Here is a 23,938-nt window from a genome sequence, read left to right as displayed (position 1 = left end):
TCTTCAACCATCCTTTCTAAAGCGGTATCCGAGCCCCCATACAGTCTCAATCCAATGCGGGTTAGAGGCGTCCTCTTCAATCTTCTCTCTTAGCTTACGCACGTGAACATCTACTGTCTTCGGATCGCCAATATAATCCTCACCCCAGACCAGGTTCATTAATTCATTCCTAGATAGTGCTGTATCCGGATGCTCTAGAAAGGTCTTCAGCAACTGGAACTCCTTCGGGGTTAATTCAATAATGTCATCGTGTTTAAACATCTTGTTCGAGTTCAGATCCAGGCGAATCGGTCCGGCTTGAAGGATAGTTCTTTGCGGTTTTAGAGCTGTTTCTGTACGGCGCAATATCGCTTTAATCCGTGCCACCAGTTCTAATGGATTAAAAGGTTTCACAATGTAATCGTCGGCACCCATTTCAAGGCCATTGATTTTATCCAGATCTTGTCCTCGTGCTGTTAAAAAAATGATGATGACCCCAGGGTCCTGCTCTCTTACCTTCCGGCAAATCTCAAACCCATTCAAATCCGGCAGCATGATGTCCAGAACAATAACGTCTGACCGGTTCGCCTCAAAGCTCTGCAATGCTTCTTCTCCACAAGCAGCTTCACTAACCATAAACCCATTATTCGTTAAATTTATAGCTATAAACCGTCTAATATTATCGTCATCTTCCACAATAAGAACTTGATTTCGCTCTACAGTATTCATGCTCTTCACCCCTATAAACCAGTATTCAAACAAGCAAAAAAAACAAAAAAACTCTCCCGGTAAAGAGAGAGTCTTGTCTCAGATCCCTGTAATTAAATCACAAGTGGATATTACTCTATATCGCTATGCTTGTCAAAAATCTAATCCAAATACACAGCCTTACCCGTTTGTGCAGATTCATAAATCGCTTCTAATATTTGCGAAACAACATATGCCTGTTCAGGTGTTACAACCGGGTCTTTATCCTGTTCAATAGCTTCGATCCACTTTCTTAATTCGATGTCAGGTGCACTCTCTGCTTTTCCTTCATAGTAAGCAACGCCGCCTGCCCCAAGCTCAATTTTATTGGTGTACAGCTTGCTGAATTTCTCTCCATTAATTCTAAGTCCGTCCTTCATATCAGCGCCTGCTTCAGTCCCGCTCAAGCTGCATTTCGCTTCATGCACATCCAGAGAATTGAGTGCCCAGCTCGCTTCCAGCATAATTGTGGCGCCATTCTCCATTACGACCATCCCAAACGCTGAGTCCTCCACGGTGAACTTTTTAGGGTCCCAAGGTCCCCAAGCGTTGGCGGCCTCTTCTTTTTGCGAGAGTTCATGATATTTGGTGCCCAGCACGACTTTCGGTTTATAGTTATCCATCATCCACAGCGTTAGATCCAGCGCATGGGTTCCGATATCGATCAGTGGCCCTCCACCTTGCTTCTCTTCATCGAGAAATACGCCCCATGTCGGTACCGCTCTCCGTCTGATGGCATGTGCTTTTGCAAAATAGATATGACCAAGCTCCCCGGACTCACATGCTTTTTTCAAATATAAGCTGTCTTCTCTGTAGCGGTTGTCATATCCAATGGTTAACTTCTTGCCTGTACGTTTCGCCGCTTCCACCATTCGTTTGGCATCTGCTGCCGTTTTAGCCATTGGTTTTTCGCACATGACATGTTTTCCTGCTTCAAGGGCTGCAATTGAGATCTCTGCATGAGCGTCATTCGGCGTTAGCACGTGAATAATATCAATAGAATGATCTTTCAACAATTCAGTATATTCTGTATAGACTACAGCTTCAGAACTTCCGTATTTCTCCGCCGCTTCTTCCGCACGTTCTTTAATAATGTCACAGAAGGCAACGATCTCAACCTTACTTTGTCTGCTCAAACTTGGTAGATGCTTCCCGTTCGCAATTCCACCACACCCAATAATTCCTACGCGAAAAACTTTACTCATTTCATTCACCCTCACTTCTAATTAGTTTGTTTTGTATTTCGATAAGTTGCTGGAGTCATGCCTAAACGCTTGCGAAATACGATATGCAAATACGTTGCATTCGTAAATCCTTCGGATTGAGCGATTTGTTCGATCGGATAATTGCTTTCTTCAAGCTTACGGCAGACCGCTTTCAACCGGATATCCTCAAGCGCCCTACTGAAAGATTGTTCGGCGTTAACTTGTTTAAACACTCGCTGCAGCTGCCTTGAACTAATATTCAGCTTTTCAGCAACATTCTCCAAGGTAACGGCTCCTGAATAATTAGCTTCCATATATTGAATGGCATATTGGTACCGATAAGTTGACATATCTCTAACAGGCGCTTCTGTTCGAATTCCACCAGCATCATACGCTCTTACTGCCTTTAATAAAATGCTAATTACGAGATGTTTAATGGAAGTATAATATCCCGTTAATTTACCTTCACAAGCTTCATAGGCTTCAAGAAAACATTTCATAGCGCTGTGATAATCTTGTGCTGGAACTAGCGGTAACTGCTTTAGCTTCTGAACACAGGTCTCAGCCTCCGCAACCTCCCAAGGATCTACGTCCTCTCTGATCTTCTCTTTGATGTCCACATGTAGACACAGTTCTTCCATGGATTCTTCTGGATCCGCCTCTTGGCGATGCATGACACCCGGTCCGGTTAAATAGAGCATTCCCTCCGACAAAGGATATTGCAGATCGCCAAGAATAACTTCTCCCTTTCCTCGTGGAATAAAATGAAACTCGAACTCAGAATGATTATGGAAATCTATGACTCTTCCCGGCGGAAAAGAGATCAAATGAAATCTAAGAACTGTAATCTCGTAATGTCCCCATTGGATTGAAATATCCAATCTCTCGAGCATATCATGTTTCTCAAACATCATCTCATAGGGAAAGTTACTCAATATAACATCCTCCTGACAGGTGGAGACCGGTTAAGCGTCTAGATCTGCTAACCGAACCATACGAGCTTCTTTAGCAGAACGATTCGCCGCTTCCATTAATCTCGTAAGGTCCACAGCAATTTGAACATTCTCGGTGGCGAAAGTATCCTTTTGGATATGATTAACCCACTGATGGAATGCGCTTTCACGATTAGCATGTAGCGCTACTTCTTTCCATCCTTCCTCTTTGTCAGCGGATTTGTTACTTCTAAGGAGAAGCTTATCCTCTGGTGTTCCGTAAAGAAGAGTTCCTTCGGTTCCATGTACCTCGATGGTAAACGGCGAATGACTATTCACGAAACCAGCCTCGACCACACCAATTGCTCCTGAATTCGTAAATAATGTTACCACTGCATTATCTTCTACTTCCTTGCCCGTGACATAACCAAAATTAGCACTTACACCGGTCACCTCTTGACCTAAGAAAAGCTTCGTCAAATACATAGGATGACAGCCCAGATCAATCAAAGCTCCGCCACCACATTGTTCCAAGCTATAGAAATGATCGGGAAGCCAGTTTTCTGTAGCCCCATTATGGGATAAGCGTACTCTAACGTAGGTGATCTCTCCGAGCAGTTCTTGACTTAGAACTTCTTGAATCGTTAACGCGTATCCATCATTTAGACGTGGCAAGGATACGGTCAGCTTCACCTCGTTCTCTTCCACTGCGCTTATGATCTCTTCAACTTCTTTATGTGTAGGGGCAATTACTTTTTCCGTAAAAATATGTTTGCCCGCTTTAGCCGCAGCAACAATTACATCTCTATGCACATTGGTAGGCGCATCCACTATGACAGCATCTATATCCTCTTGCGCAAGCAGGTCCTCCAGTGAATCGAAAAAAGGAACATTTAAGCTTTCGGCAGCTTTTTTCCCACGCTCTGCATCTTCATCCCAAACCGCAGCCAATACAGTATCCTCATGTTCTTGAGCTTGCTTCGTATAGTCCCAAGCATGTACATGCCAATAGCTAATCTTACCAATTTTTATCGTCATTTGCTTGTGCCTCCTGTATATATGTTATTCTGACATCTACTAATAAAATATCACATAACAAAGCCCTTTATTAGTAGGGAAATGCGACATTTAATATATAATATTACGACACAAAAGTAATTAAGTTATAAATGAGCAAAAAGGACCACCCCATTCGGGCAGCCCTGTCTGCATGCAAGTTCATCAGCTATTTTATTCCTCTTCCTCCACAACGCCTAGCGCACGGTTCTTCTCTTTGAAACGGTCGTTATGGGACGAGACGTAGGCCATGTAAGGGGCTTCCGGTTCCATGTACTTCTTCGCACTATTTAACGCTAAAATACCGCTGGTGAAAGTACCCGCAATCAGCTCCACCTTGCTCGGATAAGTAACGAAATCACCCGCCGCGTAGATACCCGGAATGTTGGTAACCATTTGGTCGTCTACCTGCATGTTCCATTCATTCATATTAAGCCCCCAATTACGGATCGAACCGTAATCGCACCTCATCCCGTGACTGACGACCACCGCATCGACCTCAAGCTTCTGTTGCTCGCCTGTAACAGTATGAGCTACGGTGACAGTGTCTATAGTTGTACCATCCTGGCTATGAAGCGCTTCTACCGTAAAGGGGGTAAGGATCGTCACGGAAGACTGTTTCATTTGGCTTACAGTCCTTTCGTGTCCTCCGAATTCACCGCGTCGATGGACTATCGTCACGCTGGCCGCAATCGGTTCCAGCTCAACAGCCCAATCCACCGCGGCATCACCGCCGCCAGAGATCAATACCCGCTTGCCGCGAAAGCCGTCCAGCTGCTGCACCGTATAATGCAGATTGGTCACTTCGAAACGATCTGCTCCCTCGATCTCCAGCTTTGCCGGCTTGCGAGCGCCATAACCGATGGCCAGAATAACCGTCCGAGTGAGATGCTGCTCACCAGCATCTGTCGTCAGCAGAAAATTCCCATCCTCCTGCCGCTCACAATGCTGGATACGCTGGCCGAGCACAATCATCGGCTCAAAGGTTTGTGCTTGCTGAACCAACTGGTCGATCAGCTTTTCCCCGCGGACAGGGGTGATCCCTCCAACATCCCAAATCATTTTCTCCGGGTAGGTCAGTATGCGTCCACCCAATTCGTCCTGAGTTTCTATGAGCTTGGTTTTCAGTTCTCTCATGCCACTGTAAAAGGCCGTGTACAATCCCGTAGGGCCGCCGCCAATAATCGTAACATCGAATAATTCCAGAGAATGGCTCATGACTGCTCTCCCAACATAACTGGAAGCTGCTTAATTAGCGCTTCTCTCGCGAGCGGATCTGTTGTAATGCCCAGCCCCCCGTTTACAAAATAAACTTTCCCCGCTTTTACGGCCGGCAAATCTCTCCAGATCGGCTCGTTGATCATTCGCTTAACCTCATCAAGCTCAGGACCGTCAAAATAAACAATAAAGATTCGGTCTCCTGCTATATTCGGAAGCACTTCAGCAGATATGTCCGAGTATCCGTAGTTCTCTGGATCATCAATCAGCTCTTGGATACCTGCTGTCGGTTTGAATCCTTTCTCATGATAGACAAACGTTGGCAAATAGCTGGTCGTATACACGCTAAGTCTATTTTGACCTAGCATATATTGAAAGACAGAAGCCGTCTCACCGCTCTGAATGGTGCCCTTCTGCAGCAGAGAATCCCACATTTCATTAATGTCAGCCTCATGCTTCGCTAGAAATTCATCCGCCTCTTTCTCAAAGCCTAGCCAATCGCCAATCCTCTTCACACGTACAGGCATTGGATCCCACTCATTCGTCTGAATAACTGGCGCAACTTTTCTCATAACTTCAAGCTGCTGCGCATCCGTCATCGAGGTAATAATTAGATCAGGCTCCAGCTCAATCAACTTCTCCGGGCTCGGCGGCCAGCCCACATCGGCAACGTCTTTCACTTCATCCCTGTACACGGCATATTGAAGCCCATCCTGAATCAGTCCAATAGGTTGAACGCCAAATAGCAAAATATCCCCGACTGTGTTATCTGTATAAATAATCCGCTTGGGCGAACTTGGAATCTCCACCTGTTTATCGTAAGCATCCATCACAAACTTGGTTGCTGATATATTTTCTTGTCCGCTTCCTTGGTTAGTTGCAGCCGCCCTTGTATTTGTCGATTTTGCTTCGCTGCCTCCGCCGTTGCTGCCACACGCACTTAATGCCATTGCGATACAAAGTACAGTTAGACCTTTCCGTATATTCTTGCTTTGAATTACCATCATTGTCTCCGCCCATCTCTCTGTTTTATTGATAATCATTATCAACTATAGCCAGTATAGTTTTTGCCCTTAACTCCGACAAGGATAGGATGGGACGTTATTTTATACTATTGGGCTGCTTAATAACTAGAAGGAATCGATTGATATCTATGTAGCTTTGCTGTATGATTCCTTTAATTGATAACGATTCTCAACTAAGCTTGGAGGTTTTCACTTGGACAGGAACGGTTTAGAGGTTACAAAGCCGGTACATACCCTTTATTTTGAATTGCACCATTTACAACATGTTGTTACTTCCCCATCAAGTGGAATCCCCCCGCAACCGTTGACCTCATATACCTTGTTAGTCACAGAGGAAGGTGAGGGTACGCTAGGGTGGAATGATGAAGAGTATACGTTAAAGGCCGGAAGCTGCTGGCTATTTAATCCTGGATCGATTATCGACATGAGCATATTTCACGGTCAGGGCAGCTTGTTTTGGTTGCTCAACTTTTCTATCCTAGGCAACACAGCCAGACCCGTCGCAACCTATTTGCAAGTCGGTGAATGCCGTATTTCCTCTACTAAAGTTCCGCTGCGCATCGTCAGGGAAATCAGCAAATATCAGAATGATAAGTCTGCTGCACGGCAAATGGACAATCACACGAGATTCCAAAAGTTGATGCGAATCATGATAGAGAGCACGGAAGATCAGCCTGCTTCCGAAACAACACGTCAATCTGTACTAGCTATTATTGAACAGCTCAAAGAGCACTTTACCGAGGAGATATCCGTAGAGGAGCTTGCTGCGCGAGCCCAAATCAGCAAACGCAGATTCACCCACTGGTTTAAGCAAATTACTGGAAAACATGTTTTGGAGTACATCACGGCATTGCGGATGGAATCAGCAAAACAGCTCTTATTAAAAGGCGAGCGCCTGCAAGAGATCTCCGTCAAGGTTGGCTATCGGGATGAATTTTATTTTAACCGCCGCTTTAAGCAGACGGAGGGCCTAACTCCCGGACAATTTGTCCGCAACTATGAGAACAAACCAGCTCATATTTGTGCACTAACCTGCCTTGGGCATTTACTCGCACTTGGCATCCGGCCCATCGCAGCCGCAAAGAATTTAACCAACAGACCCTACTTGCGAAACCTTAGTCTGGATATTCACCGTATAAACAATATTCCTTATCAACTGGAAGAGATCGCCGAGTTAAATCCGGAATATATACTTGTATCAAACGAACAGGAATGTGAAGAGCTGTCATCCGTTGCCTCTACGATGATCTTCTCCCAAAACGACCATAAACCAATGACTTTACTGGCAATGCTTGGCGAAGCTTTTAATAAACAGAGGATCGCGCAGCAGCTAATTTTGCAATATGAACAGAAAGCTGAGCGTCACAGAACCGAATTACGAGGATTCATATCCAAAGAAGAAACGGTTTCTGTTATCGAAATACGCACCGATTCCATTTATGTGTTTGGCAACTTCTGGTGTCGTGGAGCTTATAATTTATATGATGGCCTGGGCATGACAGCCCCTCCCATTATTGAGCAAGAGATGCTAAACCGTGAGGCTTATCGCCTGATTACTGAGGAGCAACTTTCGCTATACGCAGGCGACCGATTATTTGTGAGCATTCTTGATCCGGTTCGATTCAGAACGCTGGAGAAGACATTCATCTGGAAGCAGTTAAAGGCTGTACAAAATAATCGTGTTTATTCCATAGACCCAGAGCATTTCGCTGTCAGCGACCCCATCTCCATGTACAGCCAAATGGACGTGCAGATGAAGCTACTGCTTGCTCGCTAGTTTGAAAGCAATCTGGCTAAAGATTCTCTTTACTCTATCAAACGAAACCAAGATCACGCTTAAAAAAGCCAGCTATCATAGCTGGCCAAATCATAAAAGCAGCATTTGCTGGCATCATAACTACCATTCTCTTGCCAGCAGCTGTTTCGGGAATGATGCAAGGAAGGCACTTTGTCTTTTTTATTTCACAATTTACTGGAAGCGAATTTACTCATTGAAGGCTTATAGGTTAAACATTTCTTACAAGTCTCTTTTTCTAAATGATCACTCACATTACACAGCCAAACCATATGATCGGAGTCGGGACCCCAATAATCTTTTATTACCTTATAAGGCTCCCCAAATTTACGCTGCCACTTGATTTGTGCGCGTTTATAGCCACTGTCCAAACAAAATTGCTCGATCCCATGTTCGTGTAGAAATATCATCATTTGCTTAATTAATGCCGAACCAATCCCTTTTCCCTGATAGCTTGGCAACACGTATAAACTACCCAATTCTCCCAAATGATCCAACTGATGTTCTGCACAGATTTGAATAGTCTCACCACATGGACCATAGGAAATTGTACCCACAACCTTCCCATTGATTTTAGCGATAAAAAAATAAGTATCCGTGTTTGCCTGTTTCAGTGAAGATAGCGCCTTTTGCTTTTTATGATCGGTTTCACTTTGTATGTCCTCTTGTAAGTGACCTAATCCCTCTTTGTTAAAGGCATCTGATATTGATTTTTCAAAAACCCGGCATGTAGATACATAATCACCCTCAGTGAGTGTACTAATAGTTAGATGCTTCGTCTTATTCATTATGTTGATCTCCTCTGCAATAATGTACTATAAACAATCAAGGTAGGAGGTTTATATTCATAAGACAACTTTTACTGGAGGTCATCATGAATATAATTTCCTTTCTTCTCTATTGCATTGTAGTTACATGTTCACCTGGTCCTGCCAATATTGTTATTCTTTCTTCCGTGCAACATTCAGGGGCTAAGAAAACCATGCGGTATGTATACGGGGCTACGATGGCTTTTGGGCTATTGCTTATCCTTTCTACCTTAATGAATCGTGTTCTGGTAGAGATCATCCCAAATATTCTGATCATTATGCAAGTCATTGGGAGTATATATATGCTCTACCTAGCTTACAAAATCTATAAGATGGGATCAATGGAAGACAAGCCTAATCCAAATGCCAATTTTCGCTCGGGTTTACTTATGCAGCTTGTGAATCCTAAAGTGCTCTTATTTACTTTAACAGTCATTCCCAGCTATGTAATGCCATTCTATACTTCTTCTCTTACCTTATTTATGTTTGTTATAATTATAACTGTGATCGGATTTTTTGCTTTTACGACATGGGTTGTATTCGGGGCAATCTTCAGAGCATTTCTGCAAAATCATCAAAAAGTTCTAAATACTCTGATGGCATTATTTTTAGTATACTCTGCCATTATGATATCGGGAATCCTATAAGTCTTGGAGGTTAAGAGCGTGGAGAGTTTCAACTATAAAAAGTCGGTAGATATCCTAACATTGTCAGCTAGCATGAGTGATTTCACTTATAAAAAACATTGCCATGAAGAATACGCAATTGGTGTCACCTTACGTGGCATTCAGCAATATAACCTTGAGGGTAGCTTGCAATCCTCTCATAAAAATGGTGTAATGCTATTTAATCGAGAGCAAACGCATGACGGCAATTCATATGATAAAGCAGGTATTGATTATGTCATGCTATATATCAAGCCAACCTTGATACAAGAGATCCTAGGAAAAAAAGAACTCCGCTTCTCCTCTCCCATCCTATATGATGACAAATTGGCACAGTGCATATTAGCGCTAAGTCATGCCATCCAGAATGGTAAAGAGGAGTCCTTATGCAGTGAGCTGTTGTTAAACCTGGTTCATGTTGTATCTAATACTGAACTAGTTACAGAGCACAGGATTAATAATAAATTTGTCAAAAAAGCAAAGGAAATGATGTACTGCAGTTTAGAACATGTATTGAAACTAGATGATCTCTGTAAAGAGTTTGGACTTTCCAAATATCAATTTATCCGAGAGTTTAAGACACATACTGGAATATCACCTTATCAATTTTTCTTAAATTGCAAGGTAGAGCATGCCAAGCAGTCCATTGAGAAAACTAAGGATATTTATGCCGCTGTAGTAGAGTGTGGATTTGTGGATTTAACTCATTTGAACCGGCATTTTAAAAGCGTGTTTGGCATAACCGCACATGAATACAGGTTACAGCTGCATTGAGCAGAAGTAACCTGTATTCATCATGATTTATAAAATTTGACCATCTACCATTGTCCAGCACACTTTAAATTCATCATCCAAGAGGACCAGATCAGCATCAAAACCAGATGTTATTGTCCCCTTTTGTTGAAGTCCAAGAATATTGGCCGGCGTAGTTGAAGCCATCTTTACGGCGTCTAACAATGGAATCCCAGTTTCGACAGTATAACGTAAAGCTTCATTCATAGTCACTGTGCTTGAAGCTAGCGTTCCATCCTTCAGTCTCGCTACCCCCTCGGATACTGTAACATGATGGCCTCCGAACATATAATCCCCATCACCTAATCCCATAGCTTGCAGTGCATCTGTAATCAAGACCATTCCTTCTGGTCCTTTCAAGGTATGCATTAATCGAATAATTGCAGGGTGCAGATGAACGTTGTCCACAATCGCCTGAAGACTTACATGCTTCTCTTCAAAAGCAGCCACAATTACCCCTGGATCCCGATGATGGATAGGCCGCATGCCATTAAAACAATGCGTAACATGACTTGCCCCCGACGCAAAGGCTTGTTTAGCTTCTTCATATGTGGCATCCGAATGAGCGATGGCTATAACTACACCCTTTTCTTTCAAAAAGGAAATGAGCTCCATCCCTCCCGGCAGCTCCGGAGCAATTGTAACCATCTTAATGAGTGAACCCGCTTCTTCAAAAATCAGGTTCATTTCCTCTAAGTTGGGGTGGCGTAGATATTTTTCGTTCTGCATTCCTTTTCGCTTCGGATTCAAGTAAGGTCCTTCTAAATGAATACCTGCGATCTTTGCGCCCACTTCATGTCCAATCACACGCTTGACACTACGAATCATTTCTAAAAGATCTTCTAGCGTAGAACTCACTGATGTAGCCAAAAATGAGGTACAGCCAGATGAAGCACAAGCACTTGAGACCTCTTGAATACTCTTTTCCGTACCGTCCATCATATCGAAGCCATTGGCGCCATGAATATGAACATCTATCATCCCGGGTACTAACAAATGTCCACCACCATCGATCCGTTCATGTTGTCCCTCTGGAATCGAAAGATCCTCTGTATCTATCTTCATAATTTCCCCTTCAGAAATCCACACATTAGCGGCTGGGACAATACGATTCTGAAGCGCCACTTGTACATTTTGCAGAATATAAGACATAAATATCCTCCTCTGTTTCGTTATCAGTCTTGCTCTCGAGCCTCTTCAGTTTCTTCTGGACATTCAATCACTGTGATGTTCATCTGATCTAGAATTTCTCTGATCTCACTTGGGAGTTCCCGATCGGTAATTAGAATGTCAACGAACTCAAAGTCTAGACGGAAAAATGATTTGCCAATAAATTTAGTGTGATCAGCCACTAAGATGACTTGTTCTGATCTTCGGGCCATTTCTCTCTTCACCCGTACATCTTCTTCATATGGATAGTAGAGTCCATCAGCACGGATCGCGGATGCTCCAATAAAGGCTTTATCAGCACGGATTTCACTAAGTTTATCGATAATAGAAGGGCCATATAACAAGCGATTTTTCACATTCAAGTAACCACCAAGAACATAAATTTGCAGATCCTCCCGTTTGGACAAGATCCCTACATTATCAATCGAGTGCGTGACCACCGTAATATCCTTCGCGCTGATCTGTTCTGCTACAAACTGCACGGTGGTAGATACATCTAAAATCACAGTCTCATGATCTTGGATAAGCTGCGCCGCAGCCTTTCCTATCCTCTGTTTACTCTCAGATTCATCGATCAAACGATCCTGATAAGATAACAATTCTTTTTGTAACTCAGGTAACGATACCCCTCCATGCGTTCGGATCACAACACCTTCTTGTACTAATCTAACAATATCCCTACGTGCGGTATCTCTGGATACATCAAATTGCGTACAGATCTCTTGAACACTCATCGATTGGTGTTGTTTCAAATATTCGAGTATTTTTAACAATCTCTCCTCTTGAAACATCATGTATGCACCTCCTAAAGTCATCATAAGTTATTAATTAAGTATTTACAAGTATTATATATGTGATTATAAGTATTTATAAGTATTTTTACACAACTTATTTTCATTGATATTCGCAAAAAAAGACGTTAGCCAGATGAATGTACATCTGTTAACGTCCTTCAATTCATTTCATAGTGCGATTCCAACTCTTTTGAATCTTTCGAATAAAAACGATTTGCCCCACGTGATACGCGTTATGTGTTGTCACATTGCCCATTACTTCCCACCACTGACTGCCTTTGAATTCTTGAACATCGGCATCCAATTGTTCCTTTGTAATCAGTTCCTGCCAACGTAAAAGAACTTCTAAGAGTTGTTGCTGAAGCTCTTGGAACGTTACTCCTTTTGCAACGACAAAGGTATTATTGTTATCCACTGAAGGAACCGCATGGATACTCTTTTCTTTATACCTTGTTTGCCAAGTTTCATTCCAGTAGAGCAGATGCTGCACTATCTCAGTAATACTGTTGCTTTCTTCCGTTACTTTCCAAAAAGCTTCTTCTTCGCTTAAGTCATTTATGGCTACCTCAAAGGGCACATACCAACTTGGATCATTCGCATTAGCTAGCAACTGGTTAGCCAGAACATCATATGCATGAAACATTCTTACTTCACCTCATTATTTAGATCATTATCAGCAAATCAGGTACCGCAGAAGGTTCGATATGGACGTGCTGATTCCTTAGGTAGTGCCGAGTATTCATCCTGTTCAGGGGAATAAGCGTAAGGATTGGAAAGAGCTTTAAGCAATCGCTCCATCACACTGTAATCTTCCTGTTGTACTGCCGCTTGGAGTGCTTCTTCTACCCTGTGGTTCCGCGGAATGATCGCAGGATTACTATTGCGCATTAGCTGCAGCGAAACCTCTTTCGATTGCTGCTGTCTGCTAAGTCTAGCCTGCCATAACTCCTGCCACTTCGTAAATTCCGCTGCACCAAACAGAGCGGTTTCTTCCAGCTTTTCTAATGTTAGGGCACGGAAGGTATTGGTATAGTCCGCCCGATACTTCTGCATCAAATCTAGCAAATCTTCAATTAGCGCTACATCCTCTACCTCTTCGTTGAAGATTCCGAGCTTCGCCCTCATACCTGTGAGCCAATGATGGTAAGACCGCTCTTTAAAATCTGCAATTTCCTCTTCAGCGAGCCGAATCGCCTGTTCCTGATCATCAGCCAGCAATGGCAGGAGAGTCTCCGCGAATCTCGCGAGATTCCAAGAGGCAATGCCCGGTTGATTGCCATAGGCATAACGACCCTGCTGGTCAATGGAACTGAATACCGTTTCTGGATGATACACATCCATGAAGGCGCAAGGACCATAATCAATCGTTTCTCCGCTAAGCGCCATGTTGTCGGTGTTCATCACTCCGTGAATAAATCCTACCAGCTGCCACTTGGCAATCAATTCAGCCTGACGTCCAATCACTTCCCGAAGCAGGAAAAGATAACGATTCTCCTTAGAATCAACTTCCGGATAATGTCTTTGTAATGTATAATCTGCCAGAGTACGGAGATCCTCAACAGTACCCCACGCTGCAACATATTGGAAGGTACCCACCCGTAGATGACTTGCAGCAACCCGGGTCAGAATAGCACCAGGCTGCTCTGTTTCTCGAATGATCGTTTCTCCAGTAGTTACCACTGCCAAGCTGCGAGTGGTGGGAATACCCAAGCTATGCATGGCTTCGCTAATGATATATTCACGCAGCATCGGTCCGAGTCCGGCTCGGCCATCGCCACCACGAGAATAGGGTGTTCTTCCCGCACCCTTAAGCTGAATGTCTACGCGGTCACCTTGGGGTGTGATCTGCTCACCAATAAGCGCAGCTCGGCCGTCACCTAACATGGTAAAATGTCCGAATTGATGTCCAGCATACGCTTGAGCAAGCGACACAGTACCTTCAGGGACTTCATTCCCTGCAAGATACTGAACACCATCCTTACTATGTAGTGCTGTACTATTCAGCCCTAAGGTAGCAGCCAATGGTTCATTTAAAATAACTAACTCCGGCTTACGCACAGGAGTTGGTTTAATCCTTGTAAACATGGATTCCGGCAGATGAGCATAACTGTTCTCAAAGTTCCATCCTATATCTATCTTCTCCGTCATAATATCTCCTTTTTATACCATCAGTTTATGCCTTTATGATCTCAGAATAAGTTATGTTAAAATTTAATGCAAATCTTCGCAATGACAAATACCCTTACTGAATAGATAAAAAGACCGTCCAGTCTCCTGCCATTCATGTAGGGAACCGGACGGTCTTATATTATGATGTTCTAACCTGTTATGACCTTAAAGGATGCTAATTCGCTCCGCCTTTGGAGAGCATGATATTTAGAATGGTCTTGTCAGTATCCGCCAGACCTTCCTGAACCAGTCGCTCCATGTTGCGGATAGTATCTTCCACCTCTTCGAAAATAACTCCATCCTTGGTCGTAGGAGCAATATTGTTCATCGCCAGTGTGGCTGCCTGAATCGCCGTATTGGTGGAGGTAGATATCTTCAGCGCACAGGTTGAATTTGCACCATCGCAAATCATGCCTGATAAAGAGGCTATCGTATTCTGTATCCCATGCTTGATCTGCTCAAGAGTGCCGTCCATGAGATAAATGATCCCGCTATTCGCTCCAACTCCACCTGCAATTCCTGAACCACATAAAGGCGACAACCGCCCGATATAATGCTTGATATGCACAGTGACCAGATTACTTAGTGCAAGCGCCCGAGCCAGCGTCTCTTCATCCTTACCAAGTAATTCCGCCAAAGAAATAACGGGAAGCGTACAGGCAATGCCTTGATTACCGCTGCCCGCTGTTGTCATCACAGGCATTGCGCTGCCATCCATACGAGCATCTGAAGCCGCAGCAGTGGCCGCTATTATTTTGTTTGCTACATCATTGCCGAACAAATTCACAGCTGATTGCTGATTCATCTTCTTCCCTACTTGCAACCCATAATCGCCCCGGAGTCCCTCTTCGGAAATCGCTTTGTTCATCCGGGCGCCTTCCAAGAGGAAGCTAAGGTCTGAAAATGGAGCCGTAGTTATAAACTCGAATATCCGATCTACAGAGCCTTCATAGGCTTCAGTATCAGAAAGTCCAGGCTTGCCACAATCTGCTTTAGACTTCTTAGGTGTCACTTTTTTCCCGTCCAGAGCCAGATATTCTATATTAGTGTGTTCTTTAGCAAGGATGGCAGTCGCTGTATGATTCTCTGTCTTCACCTGTGCTTCAATATATAACTTCTCAGGAGTGTCCATTATCTCCACTTTTAGCAGCTTTCGATCAAGCAGGTCATTGGCCAGCTTTAGCTCATCCTGAGTCAGGCCTGATAGAATTTCCAGCTCCTTGTGCGAACGTCCGACCACCGCACCGAGGGCTGCTGCGATAGGAAGACCTGTCTGGCCTGTCCCAGGGATGCCCACTCCCATTGCATTTTTAATAATATTACCACTGAGATGCAGCTGAATCCCCGTTATTTCTTCCTCGAGAAGCTCTGCCGCCAAGGAGACGGCATACGCAACTGCGATCGGCTCTGTGCAGCCTTCTGCCGGTACGACTTCCTTGTGCAAAATTTCCAATAAGTTGCCCATGTATGCTTTTCCCCCTTCTCTCTCCCACTTGGAGTCATTTCTATATAGTAACGCAGAGTGAAGTTTCAGGGAATCCTTTTTCCTTTTTCTTCTCTAGAAGCTTCTGCTAGATCAACATCTTACATGCTTACGTTTAAAACCAAGCTGAGCTTTGTCGACTGCTTTTTGAATATTTGCGTACGCGTGAATCAATTTACTTTTTGCCTTATCCTTATCAACTTCAATAGGCCCTACAGTTCTTGCGGTTTCACTGGCCTTATCATGAAGTGGCGAATAAGATATGGCCACTGTGTACATGAAGTTGTTCATTGCGTATTGGGTACGTTCTGGAGAATCATGAATCGTATTTTCCACCATCTCAAGCATACCGGCAAGCTTGCTTTCGGAAAACTCAACATCCGGCCGACTGCCAAGCAGCCAGCAGTAACAGCTCCAGCCCGCTGACATTCTCAGCTCTTCACCGCTCGCAATCCATTTATCGGCAACTCGTTGTGCAATATCTGCTTCTGCCAAGGTTACTGCCACTACAAAGTCGGACAGCATATAAAAATAAGCCGCATCCATCCATCGGTCATAATCCGCTTCCGTCATTGCATTGGGATCAGCAATGATGCCGGCAAAATACATGGCATCATAGTTCCCTGTCGCGTAAAGTTCCTCAGCCAATGGCTGATTTATTTTTGTTTTCTTGAAGATTGGCTTCATTGCTCCGGTAGCCACGCCAAATAGCGGTTCCTTTGCTCCATTAGATATATATATTTTCTTAGTTCGTTCCTTACCAAGCGCTTCCAGCTCCTGCATGACCATCTCTAGATCCACTATTTAACACTTCCTTTTTCAAAGTTCTCTCACAAGCTATCTTAGGTTTGTACTAGTTAAAGAAAGTGTACTGTATGGGTTTCCTTGTCGCAAGTTGAGTTTCTGAAGAAATCCTTATGGGTGCGCAAATAACCACCTATATTACTAGGTGGTTATTACCTCAACCTTTTACAGAACCGATTGTAATTCCAGCAACGATCTTTCTGGACACAAGAAGATAAAGTATAAACGTGGGCAAAAATACCAGAAGTGATGCAGCAAAAATACCCGAATAATTACCAGTATTCGTATATCCTACTACGATGGATTGAAGCGCTAATGCTATTGGATGTCGATCCGGATTATTTGCAAAGATCAGAGCATAAAAATATTCATTCCAAATCCCCATCACATTAAAAATCGTTAACGTCAAAATACCGGCCTGTGCCATAGGTAAGATGATTTTGATAAAAGCTTTAATCGGCCCACATCCATCGATCGCTGCTGATTCCTCCAGTTCTTTCGGAATGGATGCAAAGAACCCTGTAAGCAAAAATACAGCAAAAGGGACATTCGTAAAAATGTATACAAAGATTAACGTAAATGTTGAGCCTGTTAAATTCAATGAATAAAATAACGAAAACAATGGAATAGAAATCAGTAGCCCCGGAACCGATAATGCCGAGATAAACATTAAATCAACTAACCGTTTTCCCCTAAACTGAATTCGTCCCAATATATAAGCAGCCGGAGCTGCAACAACAATAATACCTACGCAAGAGGTTACCGTGTAAACTAGACTGTTCAAAAAGTACAATCCGATCTTCGTTTCTTCGAATAATCGGGTATAGTTGGAAAAATGAAATCCGCTCGCCAGTAGTTTGTTCGTAAATATCTCTCTTGTCGTGCTGAGTGAAGCAAGGAATGCGTATCCAAAAATAATAACTGTAAAGATAAGCCAGACTACTAATGGAACATATCGAATGATTCGAGTGATTGAGTGAAGACGCATATTGTCTCCTCCTTCCTAGTATTCTAAACGATCCTTCCTAAACAACAGACCAATCAAGAAGGAAAAGCCAATAATTGCAACAGTAATCAATACACCAATCGCAGCCCCTGCTCCAACATTGAAAGCTTGCGTATCAGAAATTCTCTCCCCACCAAATACCTTCAAGTACATATAATAGCCAGGAGTCATCGTATGTGGATCATTTCTCCCGAAGATGGAAGACCATACAAAGAAGTTAATGGCTGTAACCGTCCATAACACCAGTGTGGTCTTAAACACATCACGGAGTAACGGAAGAGTAATATGGAAGAACTGATATAACGTGTTTGCTCCTTCCAATAATGCTGCTTCGTAGTAATCATTAGGAATCCGATCCATGGCCGCGCCTAGAATTAATAAGAAATAACCAATGGATCCAAAACAAAAAGCGATCAGCATGGATAAAAATAAATGCTGGTCATCCGTCCATTGAATATTGGCTAACTGTTCAAGTCCAAGAAGGCGAAATACATGTGTCAACAATCCAAAGGTCGGATTATACACATACTGAAGCCATATTACTGACATGACAACAACAGATACAGTATTAGGCAGGTAAATCAAGGCTCTCCAGAAGCCTTTGAAACGAACGCCAGAGGAAATAAGCACTGAGAAGAAAAAAGCCATAACGAAAACAATGAGTCCACCAATAATCCAAATCTTAAGCACATTTAATGAAGAATTTAAAAAATAGGAATTATGAAATAACCCCCAGTAATTGTCTAGACCAATAAATTTCCATTCACTGATACTACTATTTATATTAGATATCTCGTAAAAGCTCATAAACACTGCCCGCAAGGTTGGATAAAAAAAGATCGACATATAAACCAGGATAGCAGGCAGAAGGAATAGCATGATAATCGGTTTACTAATTCTCATCTTTGTATCCCCCGCATCATTTTCAAGGAAATTATAAGGCTCAAAACCAAAATTAGCATGTTGACCGTTTATGAACCAGCCGCTACGGGTTCGGAGGGTTCTTCCGACCCTCCGCTCTGTCCACACGCCATGTCAACCTCTAATTTTTAGTTAGAATCCTTTTTCAAGTACCAGAATAAATAGAACGCGTAAATTGCAATTTATTCTTTCTTATACTCTAAATAATCTATATGCAGCTGCCGCTATTGACCGCCACATATAGACTACAGTTTTATTTACCGGCGTAGAATTTCTTAGCTTCCGCACTTAGCTTCGGCCCGAATTCTTCTGGCTTCAGTTTGCCAGTGATAAGTTCCATGAAGGTAGGTACAATGGTAGCAAGCGTAAAGTCGCCTCCATCACCAATACCTCCACCCCAAGGCATATTTTCTTTTGCATTTAGAAAAGCAGCCTCTGCTTCTGCAAGCATCGCAGGCCATTCAGAATCAATGGTTGCTGGGATCGCAAGTGCATCCTTCGCCATTTTTTCTTGTATCTGCTTACTAACGATATGTTTGATAAGTTCAAAAGCAGCTTTTGCATTCTTGCTTGATTTATTAATGAACATCCCTTGAGATCCAAAGATCAGCCCTTGTTTTCCACCTTTACCGTTTCCATTTGGAACATCCGGGAATTGAAACGTGCCCCATTTGAAATCTGGTCCTGAGGTGGCAAGCACTTCATTCGGAAGCCATGTTCCATTTAGATAAGCGGCAGACCCACCAAGCACGAGATCCTGCTGAGCCGCAGGATATTTACTTCCAGCAATTTTATTAGAGAAAAAACCTTTAGCGTTTAAATTAGCCATATCTTTAGCGAATTGAAGAATGATTGGATCATTCCACATCTCACCGGTCTTATCTTGCACAAGCTGGCTTACCCAATCTGCCCCCATCGCATTTGCCAGATAAGATCCAATAAATAAGTCCCGATATGCGTCATCAAAGGTAAGCGGTGCTGAACCTGCTGCTTTGATTTTTTCAGCATCTGCAAGAAACTCTTCCCAAGAGGCAGGTGCTTTTGTTATCCCAGCCTTCTCATACACTTCCTTGTTATAGAAAAAGAGCACTGCATACGGTTGCTGCGGAATCGAATAAATACCTTCTTCTAAACCGTACTTTGTGGATAGCGATTGTATCCAGCTTAATAAGCTTGGAATTATTGAATCCTTTACTGACTTGCCTTCCATTCCGATGGACGGCTCCGCAAGCAAATCATCAAGCTTCATAACGTAATCTTTCATGCCTTGAATACCAGCTGGGCTACCTGGATCGGCTTCCCAGATATCAATTTGCTCTCCTCCATCCAAAGCAGGCTTGATCAATTTTAAGATATCACGACCGGTAAACTTCAGATCCACTTCAACTTCTGGATTAGCTGCCTTGAATTCAGCAACGGCTGACTCAATAACCTTCGCTTGTGGTTCTGTGCTGCTCCACATCGACCAGAATACTACCTTACCTTCTAGTCCAGAAGCTTTAACTTCGGTGGTAGCCTCAGTTGTAGCTGTAGGGGTGTTCTCCTTAGTTGCTTCAGGCGGGGCAGCATTGTTCGTTGTATTGCTTGATCCACAACCAGCCAATAACGTTAGTACCATCGACATAGCAAGCAACAAACCGGTGAGCTTCTTTTGTCTTTTTTTCACGTGTGTAGCATCCCCCTCTAATATGAAAGTGCTTTCACAAGTAAGTATATAACGAAGCAAGTCAGGTCTAACATCGACGATATTGAACAAAGCATGCACAATTTTATCTAAATTTTAATCACCTTCAGCATCCTAAAAAAGAGAGCTTCGATTAAAATCATCGAAACTCTCTCTTCGTTTAAGCGCCAATTATTCTAAAATCAATGTTATTAGGCGGTGGATATAGGGTGATAGCTTCCTTCATTAATTCTTCAGATAATACAGTATTTCGGCTCTCCGCTAGCTTTTTGGCTTGAAATTCATACCACAGCTCCACAATCGTAACTTCGCCCTCACGAATCACAGCAAATTCTTTCTGGAATAAGTTTAATAGGAATTCATTATGATCCAACGCCTGAGCAGCAGCTCCAATAATAATTTGGAGACGATCACTTTGCCTGAACTCTTCAGGAAGTGATTCGTACACACTCCATGCCTTAGCAAATTGTTTATTTCTAATTAACATGCTAATATACTCATCTGCAAATGCACTGTCTGGAAAGCCATTGTACAAAGAATACGCCAGTTCATAATAGACCAGAGCCTGATCTGCCTCTCCTCTCTGTTCAGAGGTAATCGCCAGATTACGATAAACCCAAGCAGACGGCTGCAATTCAAGCGATTGATGCCATGCAGTTATAGCTTGGTCTTCCATTCCATACTCATAGAGCATAATGCCGTAATGCAAGTAGGAAGTCCACGTTTGATTATCTGCATCCCCTAGACTGGTACGAAGCAATTCCATCCATTCTTCTTGGACCATCCAAGAGGCCGGAATATCTTGCACATCTCCCTCTGGCAAGCCTCCCTCTTGTAACAGGGCTAACCATGGAAGCTGCGGTGCTGCAATACTGGATTTCAAGAATAGACATCCATCCGGAATAGACCTTTCAGCATGGGCCTTTCTGCGAATGTCCTCGAGTGCTCCCCAGCCTGAGCCTGAGTGCAATAGTTCTGATGGTGTTAAATTAGCATAAGCTTGCAACTTCTCATGAAGAATATACACCTCATCTTCTTGCAATTGTTCATTGACTTGCGTTTCAATAAAATCCCGAGCCTCAGACCAATCGCTTTGATTTGCCTTATGTGCATCCACCTGAGTAACACCGAATATTTGAGTGAAATCCCATATTGAATTTGCAGGCATGTCTAGTCCATGCATCTGTGTTGGAGCAAGCCCAGCTTGTATCTCAACATAATTACCTTCGCCTGGCTTCGCTAAGAAATCGCACCATCTTCTACCACCTGCATGGTTGCCCCAGCAAAATAACTTACGATATCTTAAGAGGCTAGTCGAACGTTCGTAGAATAAACTACCATCCTCATAGGCAATCGCTTCCCACGGGGATTTATAATCTGCTTCTGTCTGAAAAAAATACTCGTTAGAGAAGGGAATTCTCATTGGATATGACGAGTCTTCATTTGGAACTGAAGGAAGCACTGGCAAATCTCCCAATCCAAACCCCTTCACTTGATGATCAATATAGATAACCTTACTAGTGGATGAGAATACTCTTGATTGCAAAGTTTCCGGTGCTGCAATATTTGTCCAATAATACATAGGAACCGACGCTTCGTTATCATTAATGATTCTTACATAGACAGAGAGCTCCTTTGCCCCTTGAGGAAGATGAAAATCAATCTGCCAAAAAATGTTTTTACAACGCTCATATTCATAAATTCTTAGAAATTCATTGCCCTTATCATCCATCAATTTGGCAGCATGTACGGGAGATGCGGTCGTAAAGGTGTGACCTACCTGTCCCACATTCCATTCGATTCCTCCAGAGAACCAAGCATTAAGAATAGCTAAATTAGCCGGTTGAAAGACAGGGTTTGTATACAATATATCTTTGTTCGTACGTTTATCTTTAAGCGAATAGAGTCTACCTCCATACTCAGGTAAAAAGACTGCTTTTAAGATGTCATTTTCCAATACAATCGACTTCATAACCAGCAGTTTTCTTTCACGTGTATACCGATCCTGCATGCGATAAGGTAAATATCTCCCACCTGTATGTTCACCCAGCTGCTGTCTCAATTCTGGAGTAAGTGTACCATTATCCCCTACTTTAGTATGATGGTCTCTGTTTCTGAACATTGGAAGAGGATTCTCTCCTTCTAATAATGCACCTTCAAGAGTTAATGTTGAAATGACCACACTCATTCACGTCACATCCAATCCCATATAGTTAATCCAATTTTACACTGCTAAATACTAAAGCTACCATTAACAGAATTGAACAAAACCTGTACGATTTAGGACACGGAATAAACAGTTTTATTCTTTAGAAGAACTTAATTCCCGCACACTCTTGGTTATTTTCTCAACCTCATCTTGCCACTGTTTAACAGTCAGCGTATTGCTCATTAGGCCAGTTATGGGGTTCCATATTGCCTCTACGTCTTTGATGACTAGCTGCGATGCTTGTTTCCATTGAAAAACAATCGGCGCTACATCTTTTTGAGATATTTGAACGGAATCATAGAATATTGGAGAAGTGTATGGCTTTACGATTTCCAGACCATTTTTAACCGTGACTATCCCTTTGGATTTCTCCGCATTTAATTGAACGATATCATCATTGTATTGATAACGCAGGAACTCCTTGGCAAGTTCAATATTCTTCGCCTTGGCGGGAATAAACAGGCTATCCAAATAGGACATGACATACCTCTGATCCCCCTTATTGAACACTGGTGGTGCGAGAAAACCAAATTCGAAGCCTTCTTCGCGTGGAGTGCCTTTCATTTCATTCTCTATCCATATTCCGCAAGGAATGAACAATGCCTTACCTTGTAGAAAAGCAGCCTGTGCTTGCGTATGGCTTAATTTAACGGTTCCTGGCATGACATAACCTTTTTGTGCAATAGCACTTAACACCTCGGCTATTCGCCTGACGGAATCGGACCTAAATGCATCCTTCTCATAATTTTCCGCCTTCCAGACGTCTTCCATCCCCCCCACAGATGCCACCGACGGCCAGAAAATAGACTCTAAATAACCCGGGAACAAACCTTGGTAGGTGAATAGTGATCTTCCATCCTTCTTAGCGAGCTCACCTAACTTCAAGAATTCATCCCATGTCTCTGGGAGCTTCCAGCCTTTTTTCTCAAAAAGAGTCTTGTTATAGATTAGCCCCATTGGAGAGGTATAGAACGGTGCAGCATAAATTTTCCCATCCCCTAAGGGATTAGCATAATCTAAAATACCATCCAGCATTTTATTCTTAAGCGGTACTTGATTATCGAGAGCATTCCCTTCAAATACATCCGTCAAATCAAGTAATAATTTATCTCTCAACATTTCTTCAATCATACCTGTCGTCTCACTCTGTGAGATATAAATGATATCGGGTGGATTGCCAACGGCGATTTGCGGTTTAAGTATTTCCATGATCTTAGGGCTTGAAGTCAAATTAACAGTTACCCCTGGATAGTCTGATTCAAATTGTTGTTTCACCGCGAGCCAATAATCCTTTCCTTGCCCTCCCTCAAATACAGCTAAGTTCAGAATTTTGTTCGCAAACTCATGTTTCACTTGGGAGGATTGCATTTTGTTCAGGCTCGAATCCGAAGGAGTACATCCTGCGCTAGCCCATAATAATAGGATCACACCTGCGAATATTAAACTATTTTTAATAGATTCCACATATTTCATAA

21 protein-coding genes are annotated in these 23,938 nt (G+C 42.9%); 3 read left to right on the top strand and 18 right to left on the bottom strand.

Annotation, left to right across the window (positions count from 1 at the left end; genetic code table 11):
• Positions 1-3 precede the first annotated feature (3 nt).
• From CA600_RS05605 to CA600_RS05580, 6 genes are all read right to left on the bottom strand, one after another.
• Positions 4-708 carry a response regulator transcription factor gene (locus tag CA600_RS05605; RefSeq protein ID WP_094869282.1) on the bottom strand — a complete coding sequence of 235 codons (705 nt, stop codon included), beginning with the start codon at positions 706-708 and terminating at the stop codon, positions 4-6.
• A gap of 140 nt (positions 709-848) precedes the next feature.
• Complete coding sequence (locus CA600_RS05600; protein ID WP_094869281.1) at positions 849-1,931, bottom strand: Gfo/Idh/MocA family protein; 1,083 nt, start codon at positions 1,929-1,931, stop codon at positions 849-851.
• Between the two features lie 17 nt (positions 1,932-1,948).
• The gene (locus CA600_RS05595; protein ID WP_094869280.1) at positions 1,949-2,869 is read right to left on the bottom strand and encodes a helix-turn-helix domain-containing protein; all 921 of its coding nucleotides are present in this window, start codon (positions 2,867-2,869) and stop codon (positions 1,949-1,951) included.
• A gap of 27 nt (positions 2,870-2,896) precedes the next feature.
• A complete protein-coding gene (locus CA600_RS05590) occupies positions 2,897-3,901 on the bottom strand; it encodes a Gfo/Idh/MocA family protein (protein WP_094869279.1) in 1,005 nt (334 codons plus the stop codon).
• Positions 3,902-4,093: 192 nt separating this feature from the next.
• A complete protein-coding gene (locus tag CA600_RS05585; protein WP_094869278.1) occupies positions 4,094-5,137 on the bottom strand; it encodes an NAD(P)/FAD-dependent oxidoreductase in 1,044 nt (347 codons plus the stop codon).
• Positions 5,134-6,144 carry an ABC transporter substrate-binding protein gene (locus CA600_RS05580; RefSeq protein ID WP_179281542.1) on the bottom strand — a complete coding sequence of 337 codons (1,011 nt, stop codon included), beginning with the start codon at positions 6,142-6,144 and terminating at the stop codon, positions 5,134-5,136. Before CA600_RS05580 ends, CA600_RS05585 begins: the two co-directional genes overlap by 4 nt.
• Positions 6,145-6,355: 211 nt before the next feature.
• On the opposite strand from CA600_RS05580, the gene CA600_RS05575 reads away from it, so the two are divergent.
• The gene (locus tag CA600_RS05575) at positions 6,356-7,939 is read left to right on the top strand and encodes a helix-turn-helix domain-containing protein (RefSeq protein WP_094869276.1); all 1,584 of its coding nucleotides are present in this window, start codon (positions 6,356-6,358) and stop codon (positions 7,937-7,939) included.
• A gap of 185 nt (positions 7,940-8,124) precedes the next feature.
• On the opposite strand, the gene CA600_RS05570 is transcribed toward CA600_RS05575, so the two are convergent.
• Positions 8,125-8,745: a GNAT family N-acetyltransferase gene (locus CA600_RS05570; protein ID WP_094869275.1), complete on the bottom strand. Its 621-nt coding sequence runs from the start codon at positions 8,743-8,745 to the stop codon at positions 8,125-8,127.
• 86 nt (positions 8,746-8,831) lie between these two features.
• Here CA600_RS05570 and CA600_RS05565 point away from each other — a divergent pair, with 86 nt between their 5' ends.
• Both CA600_RS05565 and CA600_RS05560 read left to right on the top strand, forming a co-directional pair.
• The gene (locus CA600_RS05565) at positions 8,832-9,413 is read left to right on the top strand and encodes a LysE family translocator (RefSeq protein ID WP_094869274.1); all 582 of its coding nucleotides are present in this window, start codon (positions 8,832-8,834) and stop codon (positions 9,411-9,413) included.
• An 18-nt stretch (positions 9,414-9,431) separates the two neighbouring features.
• Positions 9,432-10,205 carry an AraC family transcriptional regulator gene (locus CA600_RS05560; protein ID WP_094869273.1) on the top strand — a complete coding sequence of 258 codons (774 nt, stop codon included), beginning with the start codon at positions 9,432-9,434 and terminating at the stop codon, positions 10,203-10,205.
• 27 nt (positions 10,206-10,232) lie between these two features.
• On the opposite strand, the gene nagA is transcribed toward CA600_RS05560, so the two are convergent.
• The 11 genes from nagA to CA600_RS05505 all read right to left on the bottom strand — a co-directional run bounded on the left by nagA (position 10,233) and on the right by CA600_RS05505 (position 23,936).
• Positions 10,233-11,375 carry an N-acetylglucosamine-6-phosphate deacetylase gene (gene nagA / locus CA600_RS05555; RefSeq protein ID WP_094869272.1) on the bottom strand — a complete coding sequence of 381 codons (1,143 nt, stop codon included), beginning with the start codon at positions 11,373-11,375 and terminating at the stop codon, positions 10,233-10,235.
• 23 nt (positions 11,376-11,398) lie between these two features.
• Positions 11,399-12,184 carry a DeoR/GlpR family DNA-binding transcription regulator gene (locus CA600_RS05550; RefSeq protein WP_094869348.1) on the bottom strand — a complete coding sequence of 262 codons (786 nt, stop codon included), beginning with the start codon at positions 12,182-12,184 and terminating at the stop codon, positions 11,399-11,401.
• 166 nt (positions 12,185-12,350) lie between these two features.
• The gene (locus CA600_RS05545; RefSeq protein WP_094869271.1) at positions 12,351-12,830 is read right to left on the bottom strand and encodes a DinB family protein; all 480 of its coding nucleotides are present in this window, start codon (positions 12,828-12,830) and stop codon (positions 12,351-12,353) included.
• A gap of 38 nt (positions 12,831-12,868) precedes the next feature.
• Positions 12,869-14,335: a protein adenylyltransferase SelO gene (locus CA600_RS05540; RefSeq protein WP_094869270.1), complete on the bottom strand. Its 1,467-nt coding sequence runs from the start codon at positions 14,333-14,335 to the stop codon at positions 12,869-12,871.
• Between the two features lie 196 nt (positions 14,336-14,531).
• Positions 14,532-15,821, bottom strand: coding sequence for an L-cysteine desulfidase family protein (locus CA600_RS05535; protein WP_076299336.1), 1,290 nt, complete (start codon positions 15,819-15,821; stop codon positions 14,532-14,534).
• Positions 15,822-15,932: 111 nt separating this feature from the next.
• The gene (locus CA600_RS05530; protein WP_094869269.1) at positions 15,933-16,640 is read right to left on the bottom strand and encodes a DNA alkylation repair protein; all 708 of its coding nucleotides are present in this window, start codon (positions 16,638-16,640) and stop codon (positions 15,933-15,935) included.
• Between the two features lie 160 nt (positions 16,641-16,800).
• Entirely contained in the window at positions 16,801-17,631 is an 831-nt protein-coding gene (locus CA600_RS05525; protein WP_094869268.1) for a carbohydrate ABC transporter permease, read from the bottom strand.
• A gap of 15 nt (positions 17,632-17,646) precedes the next feature.
• Positions 17,647-18,552, bottom strand: a complete 906-nt coding sequence (locus CA600_RS05520; protein ID WP_094869347.1) for a carbohydrate ABC transporter permease — start codon at positions 18,550-18,552, stop codon at positions 17,647-17,649.
• 271 nt (positions 18,553-18,823) lie between these two features.
• Positions 18,824-20,236: an ABC transporter substrate-binding protein gene (locus tag CA600_RS05515; RefSeq protein ID WP_094869267.1), complete on the bottom strand. Its 1,413-nt coding sequence runs from the start codon at positions 20,234-20,236 to the stop codon at positions 18,824-18,826.
• Between the two features lie 178 nt (positions 20,237-20,414).
• Positions 20,415-22,442 carry a DUF5107 domain-containing protein gene (locus CA600_RS05510; RefSeq protein WP_094869266.1) on the bottom strand — a complete coding sequence of 676 codons (2,028 nt, stop codon included), beginning with the start codon at positions 22,440-22,442 and terminating at the stop codon, positions 20,415-20,417.
• 114 nt (positions 22,443-22,556) lie between these two features.
• A complete protein-coding gene (locus CA600_RS05505; RefSeq protein WP_094869265.1) occupies positions 22,557-23,936 on the bottom strand; it encodes a carbohydrate ABC transporter substrate-binding protein in 1,380 nt (459 codons plus the stop codon).
• Positions 23,937-23,938 lie beyond the last annotated feature (2 nt).

Source organism: Paenibacillus sp. VTT E-133280, assembly GCF_002264385.1.
GTDB lineage: Bacteria > Bacillota > Bacilli > Paenibacillales > Paenibacillaceae > Paenibacillus_AQ > Paenibacillus_AQ nitricinens.
Note: the sequence above shows the minus strand (reverse complement) of the source record. Positions and strands in the feature narration are given on the sequence as shown.